Genomic DNA, 22,413 nt, shown 5'->3' with positions numbered 1-22,413 from the left:
TTCCCCTTTTAGCCATTTGGCGAAAATGCAAAAACGCTTTGGTCGCCCAAAGCTGCGCCTAGTGAATAAATTTTTCATATTGATGCCATTCCGGATTTCGCACCAACGCCTCTTGGCAATCTTCACAAATCGTTTTTACATGAATGTCACCGTTCGGCTCGTACGAAATCATGTCAAGTCGTTCCTCTTCAGTCAAATGATGGAATCCTAGTTTTTCACTATATATGGATACGTGGTCAATCGTGCCAACTTTTGCGCCACAATGACGGCAATAGTAGTGCAATGCCATCCGAGCAAACCTCCTCACTGGACTGTTCCGTCCGCAAGGCAGGCGAAGTCAATGCCTCGCGCCTTCCGTACTCACATTGTGTACCAGTTCAGAGGAAAATATTCACTCGTTAAAGTCATTCATCACTTGGATAAACGGTGTCGTCACTGCCTGTTCACACGCATCGGCAGCCCGCAAAACAGCTTCCATTACCGCTGGCTTTTCTTCTTCCGTAAAACGGCTAAGTACGTAATCAGCAACTGGTTGCCCATTTGTTGGCCGACCGATGCCGATGCGAATGCGCTTAAACTGCTCCGTGCCAAGATGGTGAATGATCGACTTGACACCATTATGACCACCGGAGCCTCCTTTTAGACGAAGGCGGATTTTCCCCGGCGGGAGATCGAGGTCATCGTATATAATAATAACATCGTCGACGGCAATATCGTAGAAGTCGATGAGCGGGCAAACACATTCCCCTGATAAATTCATATATGTTAAAGGTTTGCATAATGCCACTTTTTCGCCGAAAACGGAAGCCGTTCCGAACAAGCCACGGAATTTAGCGGTTTTCAACGAAACGTTCCAACGTTTAGCCAACTCATCAATGACGAAAAAACCGATGTTATGGCGCGTTTGTTCATACTCCTTGCCCGGGTTTCCGAGCCCGACAAACAGCTTCAATGGCCGTGCTCCTCTCTGTACATGATACTACAAAAGACGTAACCGAAACGGTTACGTCTATCATCCTTCTGGCGTCGTTTCTCTTCCTTCTTCAGCCTCAGGCTGTCCCGGCTCTTGCTGCTCACCGCTATGGATTTCTTCTTCCTGTTGCGGCGGCAAGATCGTCGCGATGACTTCGGAAGGTTCATGATTGATTTCAAATGTTCCGCCTGTTTGCACGTCGCCGACTGTGATGACATCGCCGACTTGCAAACCGGAGATGTCCACTTCAATCGCAGGCGGAATGTTTGCCGGCAAAACGCGGATCGATAATTCGTGCAAGTTTTGCTGCAACACGCCGCCATCTTTTACTCCAGGCGCTTCGCCCACTAAGCGGACTTCCACGTCAACATCGACTTCCGCCGACATATCGACCGCTTGAAAGTCAGCGTGAAGAAGCTCGCCACGCAATGGATCACGCTGCACTTCACGCAATAGAACCGAGTAATCTTCCCCGTCGACTTTCAGCGTCACTAAGCTGTGACGTCCACCCTCGCGTAGCGCCTTCTCAAGATCAGCGGCGCTGATGGAAATCATTTTATTATCGACCTTTTTGCCGTACAATACCGCCGGAATGCCTCCTTGCGAACGAATACGCCGCAATGTTGAATGTTTTTTGTCCTTGCGTTCTTTCGCTCCCAACACAATCGCCATGTTTCTTCACCTTCCTGAATTAGAATCTATTGTCTACTTTATCCTAAAACAAGAAGGGTTAAACATGCTTTGTGTTTAGTCGAACAGGACGCTGACGGATTGCATTTCATACACGCGCGTAATCGCTTCAGCAATGAGCGGCGCCACCGACAGCTCTACAATTTTATCAATTTTCTTCTCTTCTGGCAAGGCAATCGAATTGGTGACGACAAGCTCCTTAATTTTGGAATTTTGAATACGCTCAATCGCCGGACCGGACAACACCGGGTGAGTACAGCATGCGTACACTTCTTTCGCCCCGTTTTCAACAAGGGCGTTCGCCCCCAGCGTAATCGTCCCAGCTGTATCGATAATGTCATCAATCAAAATGGCCGTCTTTCCTTTCACTTGACCGATGATGTTCATTACTTCAACAGCGTTTGGCCGCGGCCGGCGTTTGTCAATAATAGCGAGCGGTGCCTTCAGACGATCAGCCAACTTGCGTGCCCGCGTCACACCGCCATGGTCCGGGGAAACGATGACGACATCATCCAACTGTTTGCTTTTAAAGTAATCCGCTAAAATCGGAACACCCATTAAATGATCGATCGGGATATCGAAAAACCCTTGGATTTGCGGAGCATGCAAATCGAGCGTAATGACGCGCGATGCCCCGGCTGTTTCCAGCAAGTTGGCCACGAGTTTCGCTGTAATCGGCTCGCGCGAGCGCGCTTTCCGGTCTTGTCGCGCATAACCGTAGTATGGCATTACGATATTGATCGTGCGCGCTGAAGCACGTTTTAATGCATCGATCATAATGAGCAGTTCCATTAAATGCTCATTGACCGGGACGCTTGTCGATTGGATGACAAATACATCGTCGCCGCGGATGCTTTCTTCGATGTTAATTTGAATTTCTCCATCGCTAAAACGGGATACTGAACACTTGCCAAGCTCGATCCCCATGGTTTCAGCAATTTGTTTCGCTAGCTTCATGTTCGAGTTCAGGGCGAACAACTTTAATTGGTGTTGGCATTCAGACATGATAAACCTCCATTAAGATTTTTTCTTGCCTCGCAGGCGATCCACATAATTTTCTTTGTTCACTTGTCGAGCGCGACCAATAGCGAGCGCACGGCCGGGAACATCATCGGTGACCGTCGATCCAGCGGCGACGTAAGCGCCTTGGCCGATCGTGACCGGCGCAATCAAGTTGGCGTTGCAGCCAATAAATGCACCGTCTTCAATTTTCGTCCGATACTTATGCACACCATCGTAATTGACCGTAATCGATCCACAGCCAAGGTTGACATCGGCTCCGACTTCTGCATCCCCAATATAGCTTAAATGCGAAGCTTTGCTTCCTTTACCGAATGTCGATTTTTTCACCTCGACAAAGTTACCGATTCGTACCTCATCGTCAATTTTCGACAGCGGACGAATATGGGCGAACGGACCGATCGTCACATCGTCGCCGATCTCGCTGTCATGGGCGACCGAGTGGCGAATAGATGTGCGGTGGCCGATGTGACAGTTTTTAATTTCTGAATGGGGCCCGATCGTACAATCTTCGCCGATCACTGTCTTTCCCTCGATGACCGTACCAGGATAAATGACCGTATCGCGCCCGATCGTCGCTTCAGCTGAAATATAAGTGCAAGCCGGGTCGATGATCGTCACCCCGTTTTTCATATGTTGGCGGCAAATGCGATCGCGCATAATCCGTTCCGCCTCAGCAAGCGCGATGCGGTCATTGATACCGATCGTTTCGTCAAACGACGGTGCCTGATAAGCGGAGACAATGCCACCATCCGCTTTTATAATTTCGATCACATCGGTTAAATAATATTCGCCTTGGGCATTATTGTTTGTTACTTTTGTAAGCGCTTGAAACAACATTCGATTATCGAAGCAATACGTTCCCGTGTTAATCTCGCGGATTTCCCGCTCTTGTTCATTCGCATCTTTATGCTCAACAATTTTTTCAACATGGCCATCACTGTTGCGAACAATGCGGCCATATCCGGTCGGATCGTCAGCGATGGCCGTCAATACGGTCGCCTTCGCCCCAGCGGTCATATGGTGCTCGAGGAGCGCTTCCATCGTCTCAGCGGTGATGAGCGGTGTATCACCACAGACCACGATGGTGATCCCTTCAAGGTTTTGCAAATGAGGCGCGGCCTGCATTACCGCGTGTGCTGTCCCGAGCTGCTTTTCTTGCAAGGCGTATTCACACTGGGCGCCGAGCTGTTCTTTCACTTGCTCCGCCCCAAATCCCACTACTGCAATCGTTTTTTCTACCCCAAGCTTGGACACTTGGTCCACTACGTGCTGAACCATTGGCTTGCCGCAAACGGGATGAAGTACCTTATACAACTTGGATTTCATCCTCGTTCCTTGTCCGGCCGCCAAAATGACTGCATATCGCTTTACCATGTGAAAGGCCCCCAATTACCCTTTTATCCATAATTGAATATATATGAATTGGCTGCTCATTTCAAGGAAACAATGCATTTGCCAAAAAAATAGAGAGCTTGGCCAATTTTGCCTAAGCTCTCTTCAATATGTTTACGAAGCGCCAGCTTCTTCAAGTTCTTCTTCCAACTTCCCGAGGCGGTGGTATTCAGCTAAGATCGCCTCTTGGATTTTTCCGCGCGTAGCGGAATTGATCGGATGGGCGATATCGCGGAACTCCCCGTCTGGTGTGCGCTTGCTCGGCATCGCAACAAACAGTCCGTTATTCCCGTCAATGACACGGATGTCATGGACGACAAATTCGTTGTCCAACGTAATGGAGGCGATCGCTTTCATCCGTCCTTCGGTATTGACGCGGCGTAATCTTACGTCTGTCACTTCCATTATGCTCACCACCTTTTCCCTATATGAGACTCGATGTAATTAATTCCACGTCCTCGAGTCATTTCCTTCTTTTTTCAAAAAATTTTTTATAAACTTCAGGTAGGGAAAAGGAGGAGATTGACTGTTACGGTACAAGAGCAACGACTTCAATTTCGACAAGGACATCTTTCGGCAATCGAGCCACTTCCACGCATGAGCGCGCCGGTTTATGGTTTGGGAAGTATTGGCTGTATACTTCATTCATGGCCGCAAAATCATCCATATTTTTTATAAATACCGTTGTTTTTACGACCGTTTCGAGCGAAGCGCCAGCTGCTTCCAATACCGCTTTTAAATTCTGGAACACTTGATGCGTCTGCGCTTGAATGTCACCTTTTACCAATTCCCCTTCCGGAGTGAGCGGAATTTGCCCTGAGCTGTAAAACATGTTATTGACAATAATTCCTTGTGAATAAGGACCAATGGCTTGTGGCGCATTTTTTGTTTCCACTTTTCTCATTAGTAAAATCCTCCTTCCTCAATTTTCCTCATTATAACAAGCAACACGCTACCTAAACAAACGCTTTGTAATTTCCTTCCTTGACCGCGATTCGTTTTTCTTTTATGTCAACAGCTGATAGCTTTACAAGTGAAATGTATTCGTCAACTAACCGCTCTTTTGCCTCTTCAGACTCGACGAGCACACCGATGCCAGAGACATTGCCGTTAAATTCTTGCAGCAAACTGACCATTCCGTTGACCGTGCCACCTGCTTTCATGAAATCGTCGACGATCAGCACGTTTGATCCTTCGGCCAAACTGCGCTTGGACAGGACCATCGTTTGGATGCGCCTAGACGAACCCGATACATAATTGATGCTTACCATCGGTCCTTCCGTCACTTTATTGTCGTGACGGACGATCACAACCGGCACGTGCAAAAAATTGGCGATAGCATACGCAAGTGGAATCCCATTCGTAGCGATCGTCATCACGACATCCACTGGACGGTCAGCGAAAATGGACGCATAAAGACGACCAATTTTATTCATAATACGGGGGTCGCCAAGAATGTCCGTCATATACAAATATCCGCCAGGAAGAAGCCGGTCTGGCCGCGACAACTGTTCACACAAATAGGAGACAACTTCCTCGGCTTCCTCGGCGGTCATTTTCGGAATGTATTGCACGCCGCCGGCTGCGCCGGGCAACGTCCGAACTGTTCCAATCCCTTGCTGTTCAAACGTCTGCTTAATAATCGTTAAATCTTCGCTGATTGACGATTTGGCCGATTCATACCGCTCGGCAAAAAAAGTAAGCGGAATGAGATGATGTGGCCGTTCAAGAAGATAGTGTGTCATATCGACTAAACGGCCGCTTCGCCTTAGCTTCATAGCCGACCTCCTAAAACCGAATATTTAAATTTATCTTACCAAAAATGTACGTGTTTAATCAAGGGAGTGTCGCTCCCCTAACAACCTTACAGCAAACACTTGATCGCAAAAGCCACGCAGTCCGTTGTATACGCGCTGCATTCTTGAATCGTGCTCAATTAGCCCAAACACTGTCGGTCCGCTGCCACTCATCAATACCGCGTCGGCGCCAAACCGCCTCATTTGCTCTTTAATATGTGCGACTTCCGGATATTTTTTTAGTGTCACTTCCTCAAGGACATTGCCAACTGACCGACAAATCGCTGCATAATCTTGCTGCTCGATCGCCCCCACCATCGCATCGACATCCGGATGGTTAACATGCTCAAGCTGCAAGTTTCGGTACACTTCTGCCGTCGATACGCCAATCGGGGGCTTGGCCAACACGACCCAACACGGTGGCGGCGATGAGATCGGGGTGATGATCTCTCCGCGTCCAGTCGCCACGGCCGTTCCGCCATAAACGCAAAAAGCGACATCTGAGCCGATTTGCGCGCCAAGCTCAGCGAGTTCATGGACGCTTAACCCGAGTTTCCAAAGCTTATTGAGCCCGCGCAGCGTCGCTGCCGCATCGCTGCTTCCTCCTGCTAAGCCAGCAGCCACCGGAATATGCTTCGTAATCGAAATCGCCACCCCTTCGCGAATCGAAAACGTCTCTTTAAGAAGTTGCGCCGCTTGGTACGCCAAATTGCGGGAATCGTCCGGCACGAAACGATTTTGCGACACAACGCGAATCGCATCCTCCCCGGGCAAAGGAATCAGCTCAATACGATCAGCCAAATCGATCGTTGTCATCACCATTTTCACTTCATGGTAGCCGTCGGGACGCTTATAAAGAACATCGAGCGACAAGTTAATTTTTGCTGGCGCTTTTACCGACAACCTCACGATTCTTCACCCACTTCCACGCACATTCATAAACAAACTGTCTCGATATGCCGGCGGACAAATGATTCGACATATTCATTCGCTTTTCTGTTTTGATGATTTTTACACGTGCCATATCCGACTTTCTCCTGTCAATCCATTTTACCATATTACCATGTCTCGATGTCGTCGCCAAACGATATATGTAAAAAGGGCGTCCCCTGCTTGGGACACCCTCGCCGCAACGCGCCAACTCCGCTATTCCGTTTTCCCGGCCAGTTGCCGTTCTGCCCGTTCAATCGCCAACCTTACCATGTTTCCTGCATCTTTCGCTCGGATAGCTCCCCATCCTTCACGCTGTACGACATCGTAAAAGCCTAGCTCTTTTGCTAGCTCTTCTTTCAAGCGCTGCGACATAACTCCGCGGCGTCGACCCAATGTCAGCAACCCCTTTCGATGTTCATTGGCGTCATGGCACGAAACGTTTTGCAACCCGCCAGCGCAAGAAACCGACCAGCTTCACTTGCTAAGGATGAAAGGCGGCTGCGGCAGTTTTAGTATGAAATAACGAAGGCGGCTTTATGTCTGCCTATTATTGTTTCGCTTCGCCGTTATCAGCAGGTAATACTTCAATCTTGCTACAATGACAATCCATGGATTATACTCCATGCAAAACTAAGCACCGCTTAATCTGCGTCTCCTCGCAAACCTTTTAGCGCACCTTTCTGATAAGCAAGCAACCCCCGTCTTTCTTTAATAACAAAACAAAAAGCAGCAAACAATTGATGTCTACTGCCCCCCTGCTTGCTCATCATCCCAAAACGTCAGCTTTACGGTTTCTGTCAACACGTCAGCATAACTAAACGATACACGTTCAAATGAGTTTTCCTTTTGATCCAGCTCAATGACAAATACCGATGGGTAAGTCTCCGCCAAAATGCCGCAACGCTCAATCATTTTTCTGCGTCCGCCGTTGGCTCGTAACGTTAAACGTCTCCCGATATTAGAGTCCAGTGTCTTTTTAATATCGGATAAAGTTTTTGGCATTCGTCATCCACCTCACTGCTTACGATTATAACAAAAACGGAATTGAAAGTCAAAAAATAATGATTATATCAGCGTGTTTTTGTTTCTGTCAATAATTATTTTTCTACAATATCCTTCTTTTTATGTACTTCATGGCACTTTTTTGTAAAAAAATGCGGTGAAAGGCATTAAAAAACCGCCCATTAATTGCGGCGGTTCCCCCCTCGTTCCTCCTCAATAAGGCGAAACGGCATTCCGGTGCGAAGCACTCCTTTCGTTTCCACCCCACCCAATCCCTTTTCTCCGGTCAACGTGTTGCGAAGCACATCCCACACATCGGCCGTTTCCGTGAATGGAGTGAAGCTGAGGCGCGAAACAATATAGACCGGATCAAGAGCATGAATGTTAACCCGCGCAGGTGAACTAGCAAAATTGGCTCCAGCACGGATCAACGACTCGAAATGTGATTGGCAAGCACCGGCGAAAACGATGAGCTGGTCTAGATGCGGCACTTTTTTGCGCGCTTCTTTCACCGTTTGAACGAAATGGCGCGAGTGGCGGTATGCTTTTAAATCGTGTACTTTTCCTTTCGATTTTGAATACGAATCGTGGCCGGTAATGACTAAAATATCCGGTCGAAACTGTTCGATCAAAGAGCCAACTTTCTCTGGCATCTCACTTTCCTCACAGTAAACGCCGTGCACTGGCACCCCAATCCGTTCATATAAATCCAAGCATTTGCGCAAATATACCGGGTCGCCGTCCAAATGAAGGACGCGTCCCGGAATTTGAAAAAAATCTTTCTCTACTCGATATCCGCCGGTCGCTCGATACTCCACTTTTTGCTTAATCGTCTGGTAGTCCTGTCGAAACAACCGGTATGACTGTTCGATCAGCTCGATTTCCCGCTTTTTCCGTTCTTGCCGCTCCTGCTCATCGATGATGACTAAATCACTGCACGGAGCGTCTGCGACAAGCCGCACATCTTCTCCATGTAAAATCGCCTCTCGCTCTCCGTCTCTTTCTTTAATGTCAATGACACGGAACAATAAGTCACATTGGTAAGACTTGCGGGCGACAATATCGCCGATTTTGACGTCCATCACCACTCACTCCATTGTATAATCGTTGTCATCCATACGATATGCATACGCGGACAATAGGTGATAGACGTCTCGCTTTCTTTTAACGGCGGTCTAGACGCGGAAAAGCGGCATCAGCGCGTTGCTTAACGAAGCGAATTCAGCCATATCGAGCGTTTCCCCACGACGGCGCGGATCAATGCCTACAGCATCGAGCGCCCGTTCAATTTGTTCTTTTTTCTCCTTTCCATCTGGCAAATTGTTTAGCAAGTTATTCAACAGCGTTTTGCGACGCTGAGCAAAGCTTGCCCGCACCACTTGAAAAAACACCTCTTCGTCCTCCACAGCCACAGGAGGATGGGATCGTTTCGTCAATCGGATGACAGCGGAGTCGACGTTCGGCTGTGGCATAAATACAGTGCGCGGCACCGTCATGACGACTTCCGCCTCTGTATAATATTGCACAGCGATCGTCAGCGAGCCGTAATCTTTCGTTCCCGGCTTGGCTGCAAGGCGGTCAGCTACTTCTTTTTGCATCATAACGACCATACCGCGGATCGGCAGCCTCTCGGTGAGCAGTTTCATGATGATTGGCGTCGTCACGTAATACGGCAAATTCGCCACGACCATCCGATCACTCACCTCAGCAAACTCTTCGGCAATCACCGCATGCAAATCGGCTTTTAACACATCTTGATGGATAATGCGCACATTATCATAAGCTGATAACGTATCAGCCAAAATCGGCAGCAACCGGCTGTCGATTTCAAAGGCGACCACTTTTTTGGCCCGCCGCGCCAACTGTTCGGTCAGCGCCCCAATGCCAGGCCCGATTTCAATCGCTCCGGTGTCGCCGGAAATGCCAGCAGCGTCAACAATTTTTCGTAAAATATTCGTATCGATTAAAAAGTTTTGTCCGAGGCTCTTTTTAAACGAAAAGCCGTACCGTGCCAAAATTTCTTTCGTCCGCCCCGGTGTCGCAATATCTTTATGCATCGCCTGTCTCCTCCTGCATCACTTGTGCCAACGCCGCATAAAAGGCATCTCGAGAAATACGGAACACTTTTAGCCGCTTATGAAACTGCCGGCCGTTGGCATAGCCGATTTTCAGCTCCTCCCCAAGGCGCAACCGTCGACGACGCGCCATCTCTCCACCGACTAATCCGGCCTCGATCAACTCGGCAAATGTAATTTCTTCTTGCCAATCCGCCACCTCTTCATATACGTTGGCGAGCGCTTGGCGAATTTCATCGGGAGAGGCATGCTCGACCCCAACGCCTTTGCCGTTTTTCGCTTTTGCCGCTTCGCGCGACAAAAATGCATGTTTGCATCCCGGCACCTGCTCGGCAATCGTCCGGCGAATCTTTTCACCAGGGAAATCTGGATCGGTAAAAATAATCACGCCGCGCCGTTCTTTTGCCAGCTTAATTCGTTCAATGACATCCATCCCTACTGCGGCTCCATTGGTTTCGATTGTATCGGCATCAACGGCACGTCGGATCGCCGCTGTATCATCTTTTCCTTCCACGACAATGACTTCCTTAATTTTCATCACATCATTGCAGAAATATGGCGGAATAAGAGTTTTTTCCTATTTCTGCAATGCCTCCTTTCCGGTAAAATAAATAGTACGATGAACCTTCACCGCTATTGCTCCATTTCCCTTTTATTTTTTTCAATTCTGTTGAAACTTTTTTCCGATTATAACGTCTAATTAGACAGAAGTGGTGAAGTGCGCATTGTCTCGGCACAATGTCATTATAACGAAAAAAAGCAGAGGGAAAAAACCCTCCGCTCTGTTCTTCGAGTGCATTTCTATGGCAATACCCGTATTTTGACGCGCTTTCTTCCCCAACGCATCGCATCTGACTCTTCCGGGAAAAATACATCAATTTCGTATCCTTTAATGCCTGAGCCGGTGTCAGCGGCAATGGCATATCCGTATCCTTCCACATATACCTTCGACCCAAGGGGGATGATGGATGGGTCGACAGCAATGACTTTAGTGGAAGGATTTTGACGCAAGTTAACGCCTGTTCTCGTTACGCCTGAACAGCCTTTGCAATAGGCCGTATAGGCAGTGGCAGTAACATAAAATGTCTTCGCAGCTTGATTAGATCCGCGCGAAGATGGCTGGTCGGATCTCTTAGTTTTTGTGCCAATGGCGGATGGTTTAGGTGGTTCCACCGTTTTTGTGCCGATGGCGACAATGCGCGCTTTACTTTCTTTCACCGTTTTTGTCGCAATCAATTTCCGCGCCACTTCTTTGCCGTTTTCAAACGTTACTTCATACGTTTTTTCAATTTTTCCTTTTTCTCCAGGCTCAATCACGCGTCGCTCTCCTTTTGGTAGCGAACTATCCTGTTTCGTCATCACAGCAAAGTCAACAGGCTCTTCCACTACATCGGTGACTTTTTTTACCCGAGTGATGTGAATCGTCATTTGTTCTTTGACCTTTTCTTGCAAGGAAGGCTCAATTCGATCGAGTTCGCCCAGCTCAATTCCTTGCTGCTTCAAAAAGTCAGCGACCGTAGTCGAAGTTGTCCATGCCTGTTGCTGTTTACCACCAACATTGACGCGGACAGGAAATGCTTTTTCAACACCAATGTCCATGCCTTTTTTGATTTTCGCCGAAAGTGTTGGCGTCACTTTATCGTACGGCCCGACCGCCACGTGTTGCGAACGGAGCAGTTCCTCAACTGTGTCAGCTGTCGTCCACACTTTTTTCGCTTTCCCATTTACCGTCAATGTCACTTCTTTGCTTGCTTCCCAAATGATATGCAGATCATCAGTAATCGGTGTATTTAAAGACGGATATACGTAATCTTCCTTGCGCGGCCGAATGCCTTGCTCTTCAAGCAACTCCTTTACATTCTCCGCATGAGTACGAATTTCTTGTTTTTTCCCATTGGCGGTTAACGTCACATCGTCTTTCGCCATCTCATACCCAGCGACCCCTGTTGTCGCGGAGATAGCAAGAAATCCACTCGCCGTAGCGGTCACGTTTTTCCTCCATAAGTCTAACCATTTCCTACCGTTTGGTGCCATGAAATGAAACGCCTCCTTTTCCTCCGAGATTCCCCTCTCCCTCTAACGTGTACGCACGAGCACACTCTTTTATGCAGAAAATTCAGTGAAAAAGGAAGGAAGACTTGTCGATATCTGATTGGCCCATATTGGCTAAATTTGTAGAACTTTTTCGTCTCCTCTGTTCTTTCGACAAGCCTCCCCATCATTTGATGCCTAATTTTAGCGGTCGATGGCGAACAATCTTTTGGCATTTTCCATCGTTGTTTTCGCCACTTCGTCAAAAGAAACGTTTTTAATCTCCGCGATCGCCTCGGCAACATATTTGACATAGCTCGGCTCGTTTCGTTTTCCGCGGAAAGGGTGAGGCGTTAGATACGGACAATCAGTCTCAATCAATAAATGGCTGAGCGGAATTTCCTTTGCCACTTCCTTCGGCTTTTTCGCATTTTTAAACGTGACCGGACCACCAAGGGAAATGAGAAAATTCATTTCGATACATTGTCTCGCTACTTCGACACTACCACTAAAACAATGCATAATGCCGCCTACTTCGGCGGCGTTTTCTTCTTGTAAAATTTTTAAAATATCCGCCGTTGCCTCACGATTATGAATGATGATTGGAAGCTTTACTTTTTTTGCTAGGGCAATTTGCCGGCGAAATACATCTTGTTGGACATCTTTTGGTGATTTATCCCAATGGTAATCAAGCCCCATCTCGCCAAGTGCCACCACTTTCGGATGGGAGGCGAGCTGCTCAATCATCTGTAGGTCGTCATCGGTCATGTCAATCGCATCGACCGGATGCCAGCCAACCGCTGCGTAAATAAATGGATACCGCTCAGCCAGCTCAATCGCCCGGTCAATCGTCAGGCGGTCAAATCCGACAACAACAATATACGAAACCCCTTCAGCACGGGCGCGCTCAATGACTTGTTCTAAATCTTCTTCATATTGGACCGCATTCAAATGCGCGTGCGTATCAAAAAGCATACAACTACCCTCTTTTCCACCTTGTTGATAAGTGTAGCATAGAAATTGATTACGTATATCACAGTTCATTAACATTTACATTACAAAATAACGACAAGGAGGTGTCAAGGTCGACACCCCCTCGCCGATTAAGCGATTATGTTATTTAATTTTTGTTCCGTTTGGCACATGTTGATCGACGGTCGCCAGTGAAAACTCTCCGCCGTTACCGCCGGCCAAAATCATTCCTTCCGACCACTCACCGCGCAGTTTGGCCGGTTTTAAATTGGCGACGCAAATGACCTTTTTGCCGATGAGTTCCTCTGGTTTGTAAAATTCAGCGATACCAGAGATGACTTGCCGTTTCTCGCCGCCAAGATCAAGTTGGAGCTTCAACAGCTTATTGGCGTTTTTCATCCGTTCAGCATGCACGACTTCAGCAACGCGCAAGTCAACTTTGGCAAACTCATCAATTGAGATTTCGGCCGTCTCAGCCGCTTGCTTCTCCTCTTTAACGGGTTCCACCGCCGGCTTGCCGCCTTGCATATGCGCCTTAATGTACTCGACTTCCGCTTCAATATCAAGGCGCGGGAACAGTGGTTCTCCTTTTTGCACGTTTGTTCCTTCCGGAATGAGCCCGAACTCGTACAAGCTATCCCACTCTTTTAATGAACGGTCGGCAATGCCGAGCTGGGCAAAAATGCGCTCTGGCGTGCGTGTCAAAAACGGCTGCAACAGCACTGCCGTATGGCGGAGCGACTCGGCTAGGTGGGTCATGACAGAAGCAAGCTCTTCCCGTTTGCTTTCATCTTTGGCCAATACCCATGGCTGCGTCTCATCAATGTATTTGTTCGTCCGGCCAATCAGTTGCCAAACCGAAGCAAGGGCAACGGAAAACTCCATCCGTTCCATCGCTTCCTCATACTGACGGACCACCTCACGCGCCGTTTGTACCAGCTCTTCGTCAAACGGCGTTTTCGGACCGCGGTACGGCGGAATCACCCCATCAAAATATTTCTTAATCATCGCTACTGTACGATTCAATAAATTGCCTAGGTCATTGGCTAAATCGTAGTTGATGCGCTCAATAAATCCTTCCGGCGTGAATACGCCGTCAGAACCGAACGGCACTTCCCTGAGTAAATAATAACGAAGCGCATCGAGTCCGTATCGATCGATCAACGTCACCGGGTCAACGACATTGCCTTTCGATTTCGACATTTTCCCGTCTTTCATGAGCAGCCAGCCATGACCGAATACTTTTTTCGGCAGCGGCAAGTCAAGCGCCATGAGCATAATCGGCCAATAAATCGTATGAAAGCGGATGATTTCCTTGCCGACTAAATGGACATCGGCCGGCCAATATTTGCGGAACTTTTCATCATTGTCCGTGCCGTAACCGAGCGCTGTAATATAGTTGGCAAGCGCGTCAATCCAGACGTAAATGACATGTTTCGGATCGCCCGGCACTTTAATGCCCCAGTCAAACGTCGTCCGCGACACAGCTAAATCTTCAAGCCCCGGCTTAATAAAATTGTTAATCATTTCGTTTTTCCGCGATTCCGGCTGGATGAAATCTGGATTTTCCTCATAATATTGAAGCAAACGGTCGACGTATTTGCTCATTCGGAAAAAGTACGACTGCTCTTTCACTTTTTCAACCGGACGACCACAGTCCGGGCAGTTGCCGTCGACAAGCTGTCGCTCAGTGTAAAACGATTCGCATGGCGTGCAATACCATCCTTCATATTCACCTAAATAAATATCCCCTTGTTCGACAAGACGCGCGAAAATCTTTTCGACTACTTTTTTATGCCGCTCCTGCGTTGTACGGATGAAATCGTCATAAGAAATGTCGAGCTTTTTCCATAGCTCCTGAATGCCAGCGACGATCTCATCGACATATTGCTGCGGCGTTACTCCTTTTTCCTCCGCCTTGCGTTGAATTTTTTGCCCGTGCTCATCGGTTCCCGTCAAATACATAACATCGTAACCGCGCATCCGTTTATAGCGCGCTAGCGTATCCCCCGCCACTGTTGTATAAGCATGGCCGATGTGCAATTTGTCGCTCGGATAATAAATCGGCGTCGTCAAATAAAACGTCTTTTTCTCCATCAGTTAGGCCCTCCCTCGAACTGTTAAGCACAAAAACCCCCGATCTGGCGACGGGAGCGGTGTTACTTCTATTTTACATAATTTTTTCATTCCACAAAAACATCTATTTCTCCTCAGTGGAAAAAATATACCCAAATGGCCAAAAATACGACCTTATTTTTGAAATGAGTCGCGAATTTATTATACAAGGATAGATTTTCAACGCCCCAAATCATTCATTTTTCCTTTTATCCATTGGCAAGTTTTTTTTTGAAATAACAACATACATTTTTTTTAAATTTTACATATTAAAGGATTGACGCTTAATGGAAACACTGATATGATTAGGGTGTAGGAAATTTGTCGAATATTGACGAATAAACGCAAAAATTATTTCGGAGAGGAGAAAAGACGATGAAATCGACAGGGATTGTACGTAAAGTCGATGAGCTGGGCCGCGTCGTCATCCCGATTGAGTTGCGCCGTACGTTAGATATTAATGAAAAAGATGCATTAGAGATTTATGTCGACGACGACCGCATCATTTTGAAAAAATATAAACCGAACATGACCTGCGTTGTCACAGGCGAAGTTTCGGACGACAACTTTAAATTAGCCGGCGGTAAAATCATTTTAAGCCGCGAAGAAGCAGAAATTTTGCTTCAGGAGATCCGTCAGCACTTACAAGACTCAACGGACAGCGAATAAAAAAAGAGTTTCTCTGGTTTCTCAGAGAAACTCTTTTTTCTCTTTCTGCCGATGGTACTGTTGATAGACGTCGCGTTTCGACATTTTTCGATCACCAGCTGCCTGTTTCACTGCTTCCTTTACGGAAAGACCATGTTCACCAACATAATAATCGACATGTTCAACCAGTGAAAGCGACTGCCACCACGTTTCTTCCTCCCGCTCAGGTTCACTTCCGTTCTGTGCCCCTTCAACAACAATACAAAACTCACCGCGAATGTCAGTTGTCTCCGCCCAAGCGATGGCCTCGCTTAAATCGCCGCGGATGAATTCCTCAAACCGTTTGGTCAATTCTCGACAAAGAGCAACACGCCGCTCGCCGAACACATCGTACATAGCCGCCAACGTTTCTTTTAAGCGGTGAGGAGCCTCATAAAAAACCAACGTCTCTGCTGCTGTTTTTAACGACAACAACTGTTCCCGCTTCTCTTTTTTCGCTCGTTCCAAAAAACCGACGAACAAAAAGCGGCCGGTCGGTAGCCCAGAGGCGACAAGCGCCGTTAACGCTGCGTTCGCCCCAGGGAGGGGAACGACGCGGCACCGTTCCGCCAACGCGGCGACAATAAGTTCATATCCAGGGTCGGAAATGCCCGGCATACCCGCGTCACTCACTAACGCTACGTTTTTCCCTTCTTTCAGCCATTCGACAAGCTGCCGACCGCTGGCATATTTATTATGTTCATGATAACTAACAAGCGGCGTATGAATGTCGAAATGAGACAACAGTTTTTTCGTCTGCCTTGTGTCTTCCGCGGCGATCACATCTGCTTCCCGCAATGTTCGTACCGCACGGAACGTCATATCTTCCAAGTTGCCAATCGGCGTTGGCACGATATACAGCGTTCCTTGCCCCATTTGTTCGACAAAGCTTTTTTGTTGCCAAAGCATTCGTGTTCCGCCCCTTTTACGGTGAAATAATCCCATATAAGATGCGCTTCATTTCTTCTGTATATTCGTTGTTCTCATCATAAACGACAAGCGGAGGCAACACTTTTAAATCTGGACTGGCATCTTTCATTCCTTCAATTAAAATCATATTTGCCTCTTTTCCTGCTTTTGGATAGACAAAACGGAGCCGTTTCGGCTCAAGCCGGTATTGGCGCATAAGCATTACAATATCAAGCAGCCGCCCCGGCCGGTGAACGAACGCCGCCTTTCCTCCTTGCTTCAACAATTGGCTGCTGACGCGAACAGCATCTTCTAATGTACAATAAATTTCGTGGCGGGCGATGGCCAAGTGCTCATTTTTGCTCAGCTCATCCTGGCCGGCAGTTGGAAAATACGGAGGATTGCACGTAACGACATCGTATCGGCTGTAACCGATTTGCTGCGGCGCCTCTTTAATATCGCCGTGTATAATCTCAATTTGTTCTTCTAGTCCGTTATATTGTATGCTTCGCCTCGCCATGTCGCAAAGTCGTTCCTGAATTTCAATACCGATAATCGTTCCTTTTGTCCGTTGGCTCAGCAACAATGGGATCACCCCATTGCCCGTGCATAAATCGACGATTTGCCCTTTTTGAATGGGCAAATAGGCAAAATGGGCGAGCAGCACCGCATCAAGGGAAAAGGAAAACACAGATGGGCTCTGAATGATGCGGAGCTCCTCATTGAACAAATAATCAAGCCGTTCATCCCCGTACAATTCCACCATCACACACGATCCTCCATTGAAAAAAATAACCTTTCCGGAGCGGAAAGGGTTGCACTATCTTTATTTTTTGTTTAAGAACGATAAGCAAAACAAACAATCGCCTTCCGTGCGTACACTTCCGTAGTGGACGTGGCAAATATGAAACCCTTCTTGATAAAGGCGAGCTAAATTGTCATATCCTTCGCCGATGTCGACCGGCTTTTTGCCATGCTTCGTCTCTTTTCGTTTTTCTTCTTCCCACGCTTCCGCCAGCTGCTCAAGCCGCCGGCGCAGATGAGCGTTTTCGATTTGCAGCTGGTGGTTTTCCTCTAGCAGCTCGGATACACGCTGTTTCAGCTGCACAAGCTCGCGGTAAAAATGGCTCAGATGCTCTTCCATGTTTGCCACTGATTGAAATACTTCTTTTTTATCTACCTTTTCCACATGGCCCCACCCCAAATTAATCTGCGACACGAATCGATAACGTTCCGTCCTTCATCAACTCATCAAGCGTATATTCAACGACCCGGCCGTGCTCTGGCAATTCGATTTGCAACACCCGCTCTAAAATGTTCAAACCGACGACTTTACCAAAGCCATAAGGTGTCTCAACATACTCTCCTAAATCGGGGAGCTGCTCTTTCGCCGTTTCATACTCTTCACTCTCATATTTCAAGCAGCACATCAACCGTCCACACAACCCGGAAATTTTCGTCGGATTCAGCGATAAATTCTGATCTTTCGCCATTTTGATCGACACTGGTTCAAAATCGCCAAGAAACGTCGAGCAGCAAAGCATCCGACCGCACGGGCCGATACCGCCGAGCATTTTCGCTTCATCGCGCACCCCGATTTGCCGCAGCTCGATACGTGTGCGGAAAATCGATGCCAAGTCCTTGACGAGCTCACGGAAATCGACACGCCCGTCGGCGGTAAAGTAAAAGATCACTTTATTGCGGTCAAACGTATATTCTACATCAACGAGCTTCATCTCGAGTCCGTGCTCTTCCACCTTACGCAAGCAAATGTCATACGCCTCGCGCGCCGCTTTTTTATTTTCTTCAACGACCCATTTATCTTTTTCGTTCGCCACTCGGATTACTTTTTTGAGCGGCAGCACGATATCGTTTTCATCAACTTGTTTATTGGCGATGACTACTTTTCCGTATTCAATGCCACGCGCCGTCTCGACAATGACAAACTCACCGGCAGGAATGACAAAATCGCCTGGGTCAAAATAATAAATTTTTCCCGCCTTTTTAAAGCGGACGCCGACTACAGTATACAACGGTTCTCCCTCCTTTACCGCTTTAATTGAAGAGCCAACTGCTCCATCAGCAGCGCCGTGCTCATATTCGTCATATTTAAACGTGCTTTTGCCTGTAAAATCGCCTCCATGCCATCTAAAACCCGTCGCTGCGGGCAAGAAAGCGCCCAACGCTGCAGGCGGTCAAGCTCATCCCGGTATAATGCGCTATCCTTCCGTCCAGCTTGAATGTGCAACAAATCGCGGTATATATATAAAAGCAAATCAAGCCCGAGGTTGAGCTGATGCTTTTCCGGAAAATGCGAAAGTAAACGGTCGTGGATAAAAAACAGAAGCTGCAACTCTGGCTTGCCAAGCATCTCATATAATTGTAGCACTAATGTTCGTGCCTCGGCAAACCAACGATCTTGGCTGAGCGCCAACGCCTCGTCGTAGCTATTTGTTAAGTGAGCGGCGAGCAACGCCAACGTCAGCGGCACACGCTCTTTAACGAGCTGATCGGCGAGTTCTGCCGGCGGCAGCGGCCGGAAGGAAAGTACTTGACAGCGGGAAATGACCGTTTCTAACAATCGATGGTATTGCTCGGTCAACAACACCGCCACCGTTCCCGGATGCGGTTCCTCTAAAAATTTTAGAAGGCTGTTAGCAGCGCTTGTCGTCATTTGATCGGCGTGTTCGACAATATACATTTTTTTGTCGGACTCCACTGCCGTTTTCGTGAACTCCTGTTGCAACCATTCGATTTGTTCTTTCTTAATCGATCCGCCATCCGGGCTGATTACCCGAACGTCCGGATGGTTACCGGATTCAATGCGTCGGCAGTTGCGGCATTCCAAGCACGGGGCAATTCCTGACGGGGATAGACAAAATAAGCTTTTTGCCAACAACAAACTGGCTGCCTTTTTTCCCGTCCCCCGCTGTCCCTCAAACAAGTACGCATGGGAAATCCGCCCTTTTTCAAGGCCGCTTTGCAGCATTTTCGCCACTACTGGCTGGCGTTTTGCTAGCTGTTCCCATTGCATCGCCATCACTCTTTCTCATTTCTTATTTTCTATTCTATCATGTCCAGCATGAATCATCACGATTGGATTCATGGAAATGACGCTTTGATCCTTCAAGGCGGGAGAGCACCGTCGCCACCGTCTCGGAAAACACATCATCGAGTGGTCGGCTTGCATCAATAACAACGATCCGTTCAGCAAACCGCTTCGCCAACTTCCGATATCCTTCCCTTACCTTATCATGGAAAGACAATGTTTCAAGATCAAGCCGGTTCACTTCCCGTTCCCGGTTTTGCCGAATCCGTTCGAGCCCGATTTGCGGATCAATATCAAAATAAACCGTCAACGACGGCATATATCCGTCAATGGCAAACTCGTTAATTTTCCATACCTCTTCAACACCAAGCCCGCGAGCAAATCCTTGGTAGGCGAGTGAGCTGTCAACAAATCGGTCACACAGCACAACGCGACCAGCCTCAAGCGCCGGAACAATTTTCTCAAGCAAATGCTGTCGCCTCGCCGCTGCATACAAAAGTGCTTCCGTTCGTCCATCCATTTCCGTATACTCGCGATTTAAAATGAGTGCGCGAATCGCCTCGGCGATGCGCACTCCACCAGGCTCCCTCGTTACCATTACGTCAAAGCCTCGCTCGCGCAAAAATGACTCAAGCTTGCCAATCATCGTTGTTTTTCCGGCCCCTTCCGGCCCTTCAAACGAAAAAAAATACCCGTTCATTGCCCGTAGCATCCTTTCCATCATCAAAGTTCGTATACGACAAGCAACCCATCCCTGAGCCGGCTTCCGCCTTGGATATGCGCCTGATGGTGGAGGAATTGGCGAATTTGTTCAATATGGCTGCGGTCGATCCGTTCCCCAATCCACATAAGCGGCACCCCAGGTGGATATGGAATAACCGTTTCCGCCGCCACATACCCTTCTGCCTCCTCTAAAGCGACCACTTTTTTCCGTACATCACGCAGCTCATCATACGGAACTAATACTGACAACGGCGAGCGTAACAACGGGAAAGAGCCAAACAGCGGTACCTGACCAGTCGGCAACCCGCACCACGCCCGTTTCATTTTGTCCACTGTCTCTATAAGCTGTCCGTTCGCAGCAAGTGGACAAACGAGTAGAACGTTCAACGGATCGGCCAGTTCCGCAAACACCCCTTCGCGTTCAAGCCGATGCTGTAGTTCATACCCTGTCAGCGAACTGCGCGTTTGCACCGTCACTTTTAGCGGATCGATTTGCACATCAGGATGTCGGGAAGAAACAACCGTCACCCCAGCAATATCATTCAACGCCGTCTTGAACTCTTCAATTTTCTCCACAATCGCCTCCACACCATCTTCCATAAGCTTAGCAACATAGCTGCGAGCTAAATCAAGCGACGCCATAATCGGGTACGACGGGCTGCTCGATTGAAACAGCTGCAAAAAATATTTCAACCGCTCTACATCGATACGCCCACTGTTCACATGTAAAAATGCCCCCATCGTCATTGCTGGCAGCGTTTTATGAGCCGACTGCACGACCATATCGGCACCGCAGGCAAGCGCTGACTTCGGAAACGGAGGACCAACAACAAAATGGGCACCATGCGCTTCATCGACTAACACGGGGATCCCATGGTCGTGAGCTAGACGGACGATTTCCGTTAAATCAATTGACATGCCATAATAATTCGGATTCGTCAATACGAGGGCGGCAGCGTCTCGATGAAGGGCAAGCGCCTCTTTGACAGTCTCCATGCAAACGTGCGAAGCAACACGCATATCACTGTCAAACTCAGGGGAAAGAAGAACAGGGGTTGCTCCCATTAACTGCAGTGCATGCATCACAGATTTATGGCAGTTTCGCTGTACAATGACTTTTCGCTTCTTTTCATCACATACGGCAGCAATCATTGCCAAATTTCCGGACGTCGATCCGTTTACAAGGAAAAACGTTTCCTCAGCACCATAAAGTTCAGCTGCCAATGCTTGTGCCTCAGCAATGACTGATTCCGGATGGTGCAAATCGTCAAGTCCCGAAATCTCCGTCACATCCAACGCCAATAATGACGAAAATACATCCTCCGCCCGTTTCGGAAATATGGCCCCATATTTATGGCCCGGCACATGGAACGAAACTGGACGGCGTGCCCAATGGCGCGTTAACGCGTCATATAACGGGGTTTTCGCTTGATTCATTGTAATCCTCTTTCCTTGTTGCTCTTTTGCATACATAAGAAACACGACAGATATCTGAATAAAAACGGGAAACCATTAGATATGTAACGGGAAACAACAAAATAATATTAACACGAACCGTCTCGAAAAGAAACGCGTACAAGGCACCTACGACCGTTTCGGCACAAGGCAGGCCAAATAAAAACAGGCCTGATCCAGGCCTTTACGAATAAATTTTGGATGTCATCATTTTCCGTAACTGCTGCACATAAAATGCATAATTCGGATCATCTGTATTCGTTTGTACGATCGCCTGATGGCAATCTACGCAAAGAAAATGGCCAAAAAGAAAAATACCTTCCGCTTTTTCTTGTTCACAAACAATGCACACTTTTTCGCGTTTATTTTTGTCGATCACCGATACCCTCACGTTCTCCACCTCCCATCCTCTATGTTTCCCGTATTGATAACATTCTATACTAGTAGATGGAAAGATTGAACGTGTCTCAGGGCACTTGCCAAGCAGAAACTTGAAAAAATGGCAAAAAATAAAAGCAGCTAATCGTGCATGAAACATGATTAGCTGCTTTCTCGTAGCCTAGCAGCGACCTACTCTTGCAGGGGCGC

Annotated in this window: 26 protein-coding genes; 1 reads left to right on the top strand and 25 read right to left on the bottom strand. The window is 47.9% G+C overall.

The window, feature by feature from the left end:
* Positions 1–58: 58 nt before the first annotated feature.
* The 17 genes from DSM465_RS0116405 to metG form a co-directional block, all read right to left on the bottom strand.
* The gene (locus DSM465_RS0116405; protein WP_008881693.1) at positions 59–289 is read right to left on the bottom strand and encodes an anti-sigma-F factor Fin family protein; all 231 of its coding nucleotides are present in this window, start codon (positions 287–289) and stop codon (positions 59–61) included.
* 102 nt (positions 290–391) lie between these two features.
* Entirely contained in the window at positions 392–952 is a 561-nt protein-coding gene (pth, locus tag DSM465_RS0116400; RefSeq protein WP_011886609.1) for an aminoacyl-tRNA hydrolase, read from the bottom strand.
* Between the two features lie 60 nt (positions 953–1,012).
* A complete protein-coding gene (locus tag DSM465_RS0116395; protein WP_011886608.1) occupies positions 1,013–1,645 on the bottom strand; it encodes a 50S ribosomal protein L25/general stress protein Ctc in 633 nt (210 codons plus the stop codon).
* Between the two features lie 75 nt (positions 1,646–1,720).
* Positions 1,721–2,668, bottom strand: coding sequence for a ribose-phosphate diphosphokinase (locus DSM465_RS0116390; protein ID WP_008881690.1), 948 nt, complete (start codon positions 2,666–2,668; stop codon positions 1,721–1,723).
* Between the two features lie 12 nt (positions 2,669–2,680).
* A complete protein-coding gene (gene glmU / locus DSM465_RS0116385; protein WP_011886607.1) occupies positions 2,681–4,060 on the bottom strand; it encodes a bifunctional UDP-N-acetylglucosamine diphosphorylase/glucosamine-1-phosphate N-acetyltransferase GlmU in 1,380 nt (459 codons plus the stop codon).
* 132 nt (positions 4,061–4,192) lie between these two features.
* Positions 4,193–4,483, bottom strand: a complete 291-nt coding sequence (spoVG, locus tag DSM465_RS0116380; protein ID WP_003247437.1) for a septation regulator SpoVG — start codon at positions 4,481–4,483, stop codon at positions 4,193–4,195.
* A gap of 124 nt (positions 4,484–4,607) precedes the next feature.
* Complete coding sequence (locus DSM465_RS0116375) at positions 4,608–4,982, bottom strand: RidA family protein (RefSeq protein WP_008881688.1); 375 nt, start codon at positions 4,980–4,982, stop codon at positions 4,608–4,610.
* 52 nt (positions 4,983–5,034) lie between these two features.
* The gene (gene purR / locus DSM465_RS0116370; RefSeq protein ID WP_029761812.1) at positions 5,035–5,856 is read right to left on the bottom strand and encodes a pur operon repressor; all 822 of its coding nucleotides are present in this window, start codon (positions 5,854–5,856) and stop codon (positions 5,035–5,037) included.
* Between the two features lie 54 nt (positions 5,857–5,910).
* On the bottom strand, positions 5,911–6,783 hold the full coding sequence (gene ispE / locus DSM465_RS0116365) for a 4-(cytidine 5'-diphospho)-2-C-methyl-D-erythritol kinase (RefSeq protein WP_008881686.1): 873 nt from the start codon (positions 6,781–6,783) through the stop codon (positions 5,911–5,913).
* Positions 6,784–7,020: 237 nt separating this feature from the next.
* Complete coding sequence (locus DSM465_RS0116360; RefSeq protein ID WP_011886605.1) at positions 7,021–7,200, bottom strand: small, acid-soluble spore protein, alpha/beta type; 180 nt, start codon at positions 7,198–7,200, stop codon at positions 7,021–7,023.
* A gap of 351 nt (positions 7,201–7,551) precedes the next feature.
* Positions 7,552–7,809, bottom strand: coding sequence for a biofilm formation stimulator Veg (veg, locus tag DSM465_RS0116355; protein ID WP_008881684.1), 258 nt, complete (start codon positions 7,807–7,809; stop codon positions 7,552–7,554).
* A 182-nt stretch (positions 7,810–7,991) separates the two neighbouring features.
* A complete protein-coding gene (yabG, locus tag DSM465_RS0116350) occupies positions 7,992–8,891 on the bottom strand; it encodes a sporulation peptidase YabG (protein WP_008881683.1) in 900 nt (299 codons plus the stop codon).
* A 93-nt stretch (positions 8,892–8,984) separates the two neighbouring features.
* Complete coding sequence (gene rsmA / locus DSM465_RS0116345; RefSeq protein ID WP_011886604.1) at positions 8,985–9,866, bottom strand: 16S rRNA (adenine(1518)-N(6)/adenine(1519)-N(6))-dimethyltransferase RsmA; 882 nt, start codon at positions 9,864–9,866, stop codon at positions 8,985–8,987.
* Complete coding sequence (rnmV, locus tag DSM465_RS0116340) at positions 9,859–10,422, bottom strand: ribonuclease M5 (protein WP_029761811.1); 564 nt, start codon at positions 10,420–10,422, stop codon at positions 9,859–9,861. The genes rsmA and rnmV overlap by 8 nt, the downstream gene beginning before the upstream one ends.
* A 263-nt stretch (positions 10,423–10,685) precedes the next feature.
* Positions 10,686–11,918: a G5 and 3D domain-containing protein gene (locus DSM465_RS0116335; protein ID WP_008881681.1), complete on the bottom strand. Its 1,233-nt coding sequence runs from the start codon at positions 11,916–11,918 to the stop codon at positions 10,686–10,688.
* A 201-nt stretch (positions 11,919–12,119) separates the two neighbouring features.
* Positions 12,120–12,890 carry a TatD family hydrolase gene (locus DSM465_RS0116330; RefSeq protein WP_008881680.1) on the bottom strand — a complete coding sequence of 257 codons (771 nt, stop codon included), beginning with the start codon at positions 12,888–12,890 and terminating at the stop codon, positions 12,120–12,122.
* A 141-nt stretch (positions 12,891–13,031) separates the two neighbouring features.
* Complete coding sequence (gene metG / locus DSM465_RS0116325) at positions 13,032–14,984, bottom strand: methionine--tRNA ligase (RefSeq protein ID WP_008881679.1); 1,953 nt, start codon at positions 14,982–14,984, stop codon at positions 13,032–13,034.
* 393 nt (positions 14,985–15,377) lie between these two features.
* Between metG and DSM465_RS0116320 the strand changes: the two genes are divergently transcribed.
* Positions 15,378–15,671 (top strand): AbrB/MazE/SpoVT family DNA-binding domain-containing protein, encoded by a 294-nt coding sequence (locus tag DSM465_RS0116320; protein WP_029761810.1) that lies wholly within the window; start codon positions 15,378–15,380, stop codon positions 15,669–15,671.
* A 21-nt stretch (positions 15,672–15,692) separates the two neighbouring features.
* On the opposite strand, the gene rsmI is transcribed toward DSM465_RS0116320, so the two are convergent.
* The 8 genes from rsmI to DSM465_RS0116280 all read right to left on the bottom strand — a co-directional run bounded on the left by rsmI (position 15,693) and on the right by DSM465_RS0116280 (position 22,216).
* Complete coding sequence (gene rsmI, locus DSM465_RS0116315) at positions 15,693–16,598, bottom strand: 16S rRNA (cytidine(1402)-2'-O)-methyltransferase (protein WP_008881677.1); 906 nt, start codon at positions 16,596–16,598, stop codon at positions 15,693–15,695.
* A gap of 16 nt (positions 16,599–16,614) precedes the next feature.
* Positions 16,615–17,364, bottom strand: coding sequence for a tRNA1(Val) (adenine(37)-N6)-methyltransferase (locus DSM465_RS0116310; RefSeq protein WP_008881676.1), 750 nt, complete (start codon positions 17,362–17,364; stop codon positions 16,615–16,617).
* Between the two features lie 60 nt (positions 17,365–17,424).
* Positions 17,425–17,787 carry a DNA replication initiation control protein YabA gene (gene yabA / locus DSM465_RS0116305; protein WP_008881675.1) on the bottom strand — a complete coding sequence of 121 codons (363 nt, stop codon included), beginning with the start codon at positions 17,785–17,787 and terminating at the stop codon, positions 17,425–17,427.
* 16 nt (positions 17,788–17,803) lie between these two features.
* Positions 17,804–18,631, bottom strand: a complete 828-nt coding sequence (locus DSM465_RS0116300) for a PSP1 domain-containing protein (protein ID WP_008881674.1) — start codon at positions 18,629–18,631, stop codon at positions 17,804–17,806.
* A gap of 14 nt (positions 18,632–18,645) precedes the next feature.
* The gene (gene holB, locus DSM465_RS0116295) at positions 18,646–19,638 is read right to left on the bottom strand and encodes a DNA polymerase III subunit delta' (RefSeq protein ID WP_008881673.1); all 993 of its coding nucleotides are present in this window, start codon (positions 19,636–19,638) and stop codon (positions 18,646–18,648) included.
* Positions 19,639–19,669: 31 nt separating this feature from the next.
* Entirely contained in the window at positions 19,670–20,347 is a 678-nt protein-coding gene (gene tmk, locus DSM465_RS0116290) for a dTMP kinase (RefSeq protein WP_008881672.1), read from the bottom strand.
* 23 nt (positions 20,348–20,370) lie between these two features.
* On the bottom strand, positions 20,371–21,807 hold the full coding sequence (locus DSM465_RS0116285; protein WP_029761809.1) for an aminotransferase class I/II-fold pyridoxal phosphate-dependent enzyme: 1,437 nt from the start codon (positions 21,805–21,807) through the stop codon (positions 20,371–20,373).
* Positions 21,808–22,009: 202 nt separating this feature from the next.
* Positions 22,010–22,216 carry a sigma factor G inhibitor Gin gene (locus DSM465_RS0116280; protein WP_008881670.1) on the bottom strand — a complete coding sequence of 69 codons (207 nt, stop codon included), beginning with the start codon at positions 22,214–22,216 and terminating at the stop codon, positions 22,010–22,012.
* Positions 22,217–22,413: the final 197 nt, after the last annotated feature.

The organism is Geobacillus thermodenitrificans subsp. thermodenitrificans DSM 465, assembly GCF_000496575.1.
Taxonomy (GTDB): Bacteria; Bacillota; Bacilli; order Bacillales; family Anoxybacillaceae; genus Geobacillus; species Geobacillus thermodenitrificans.
Note: the sequence above shows the minus strand (reverse complement) of the source record. Positions and strands in the feature narration are given on the sequence as shown.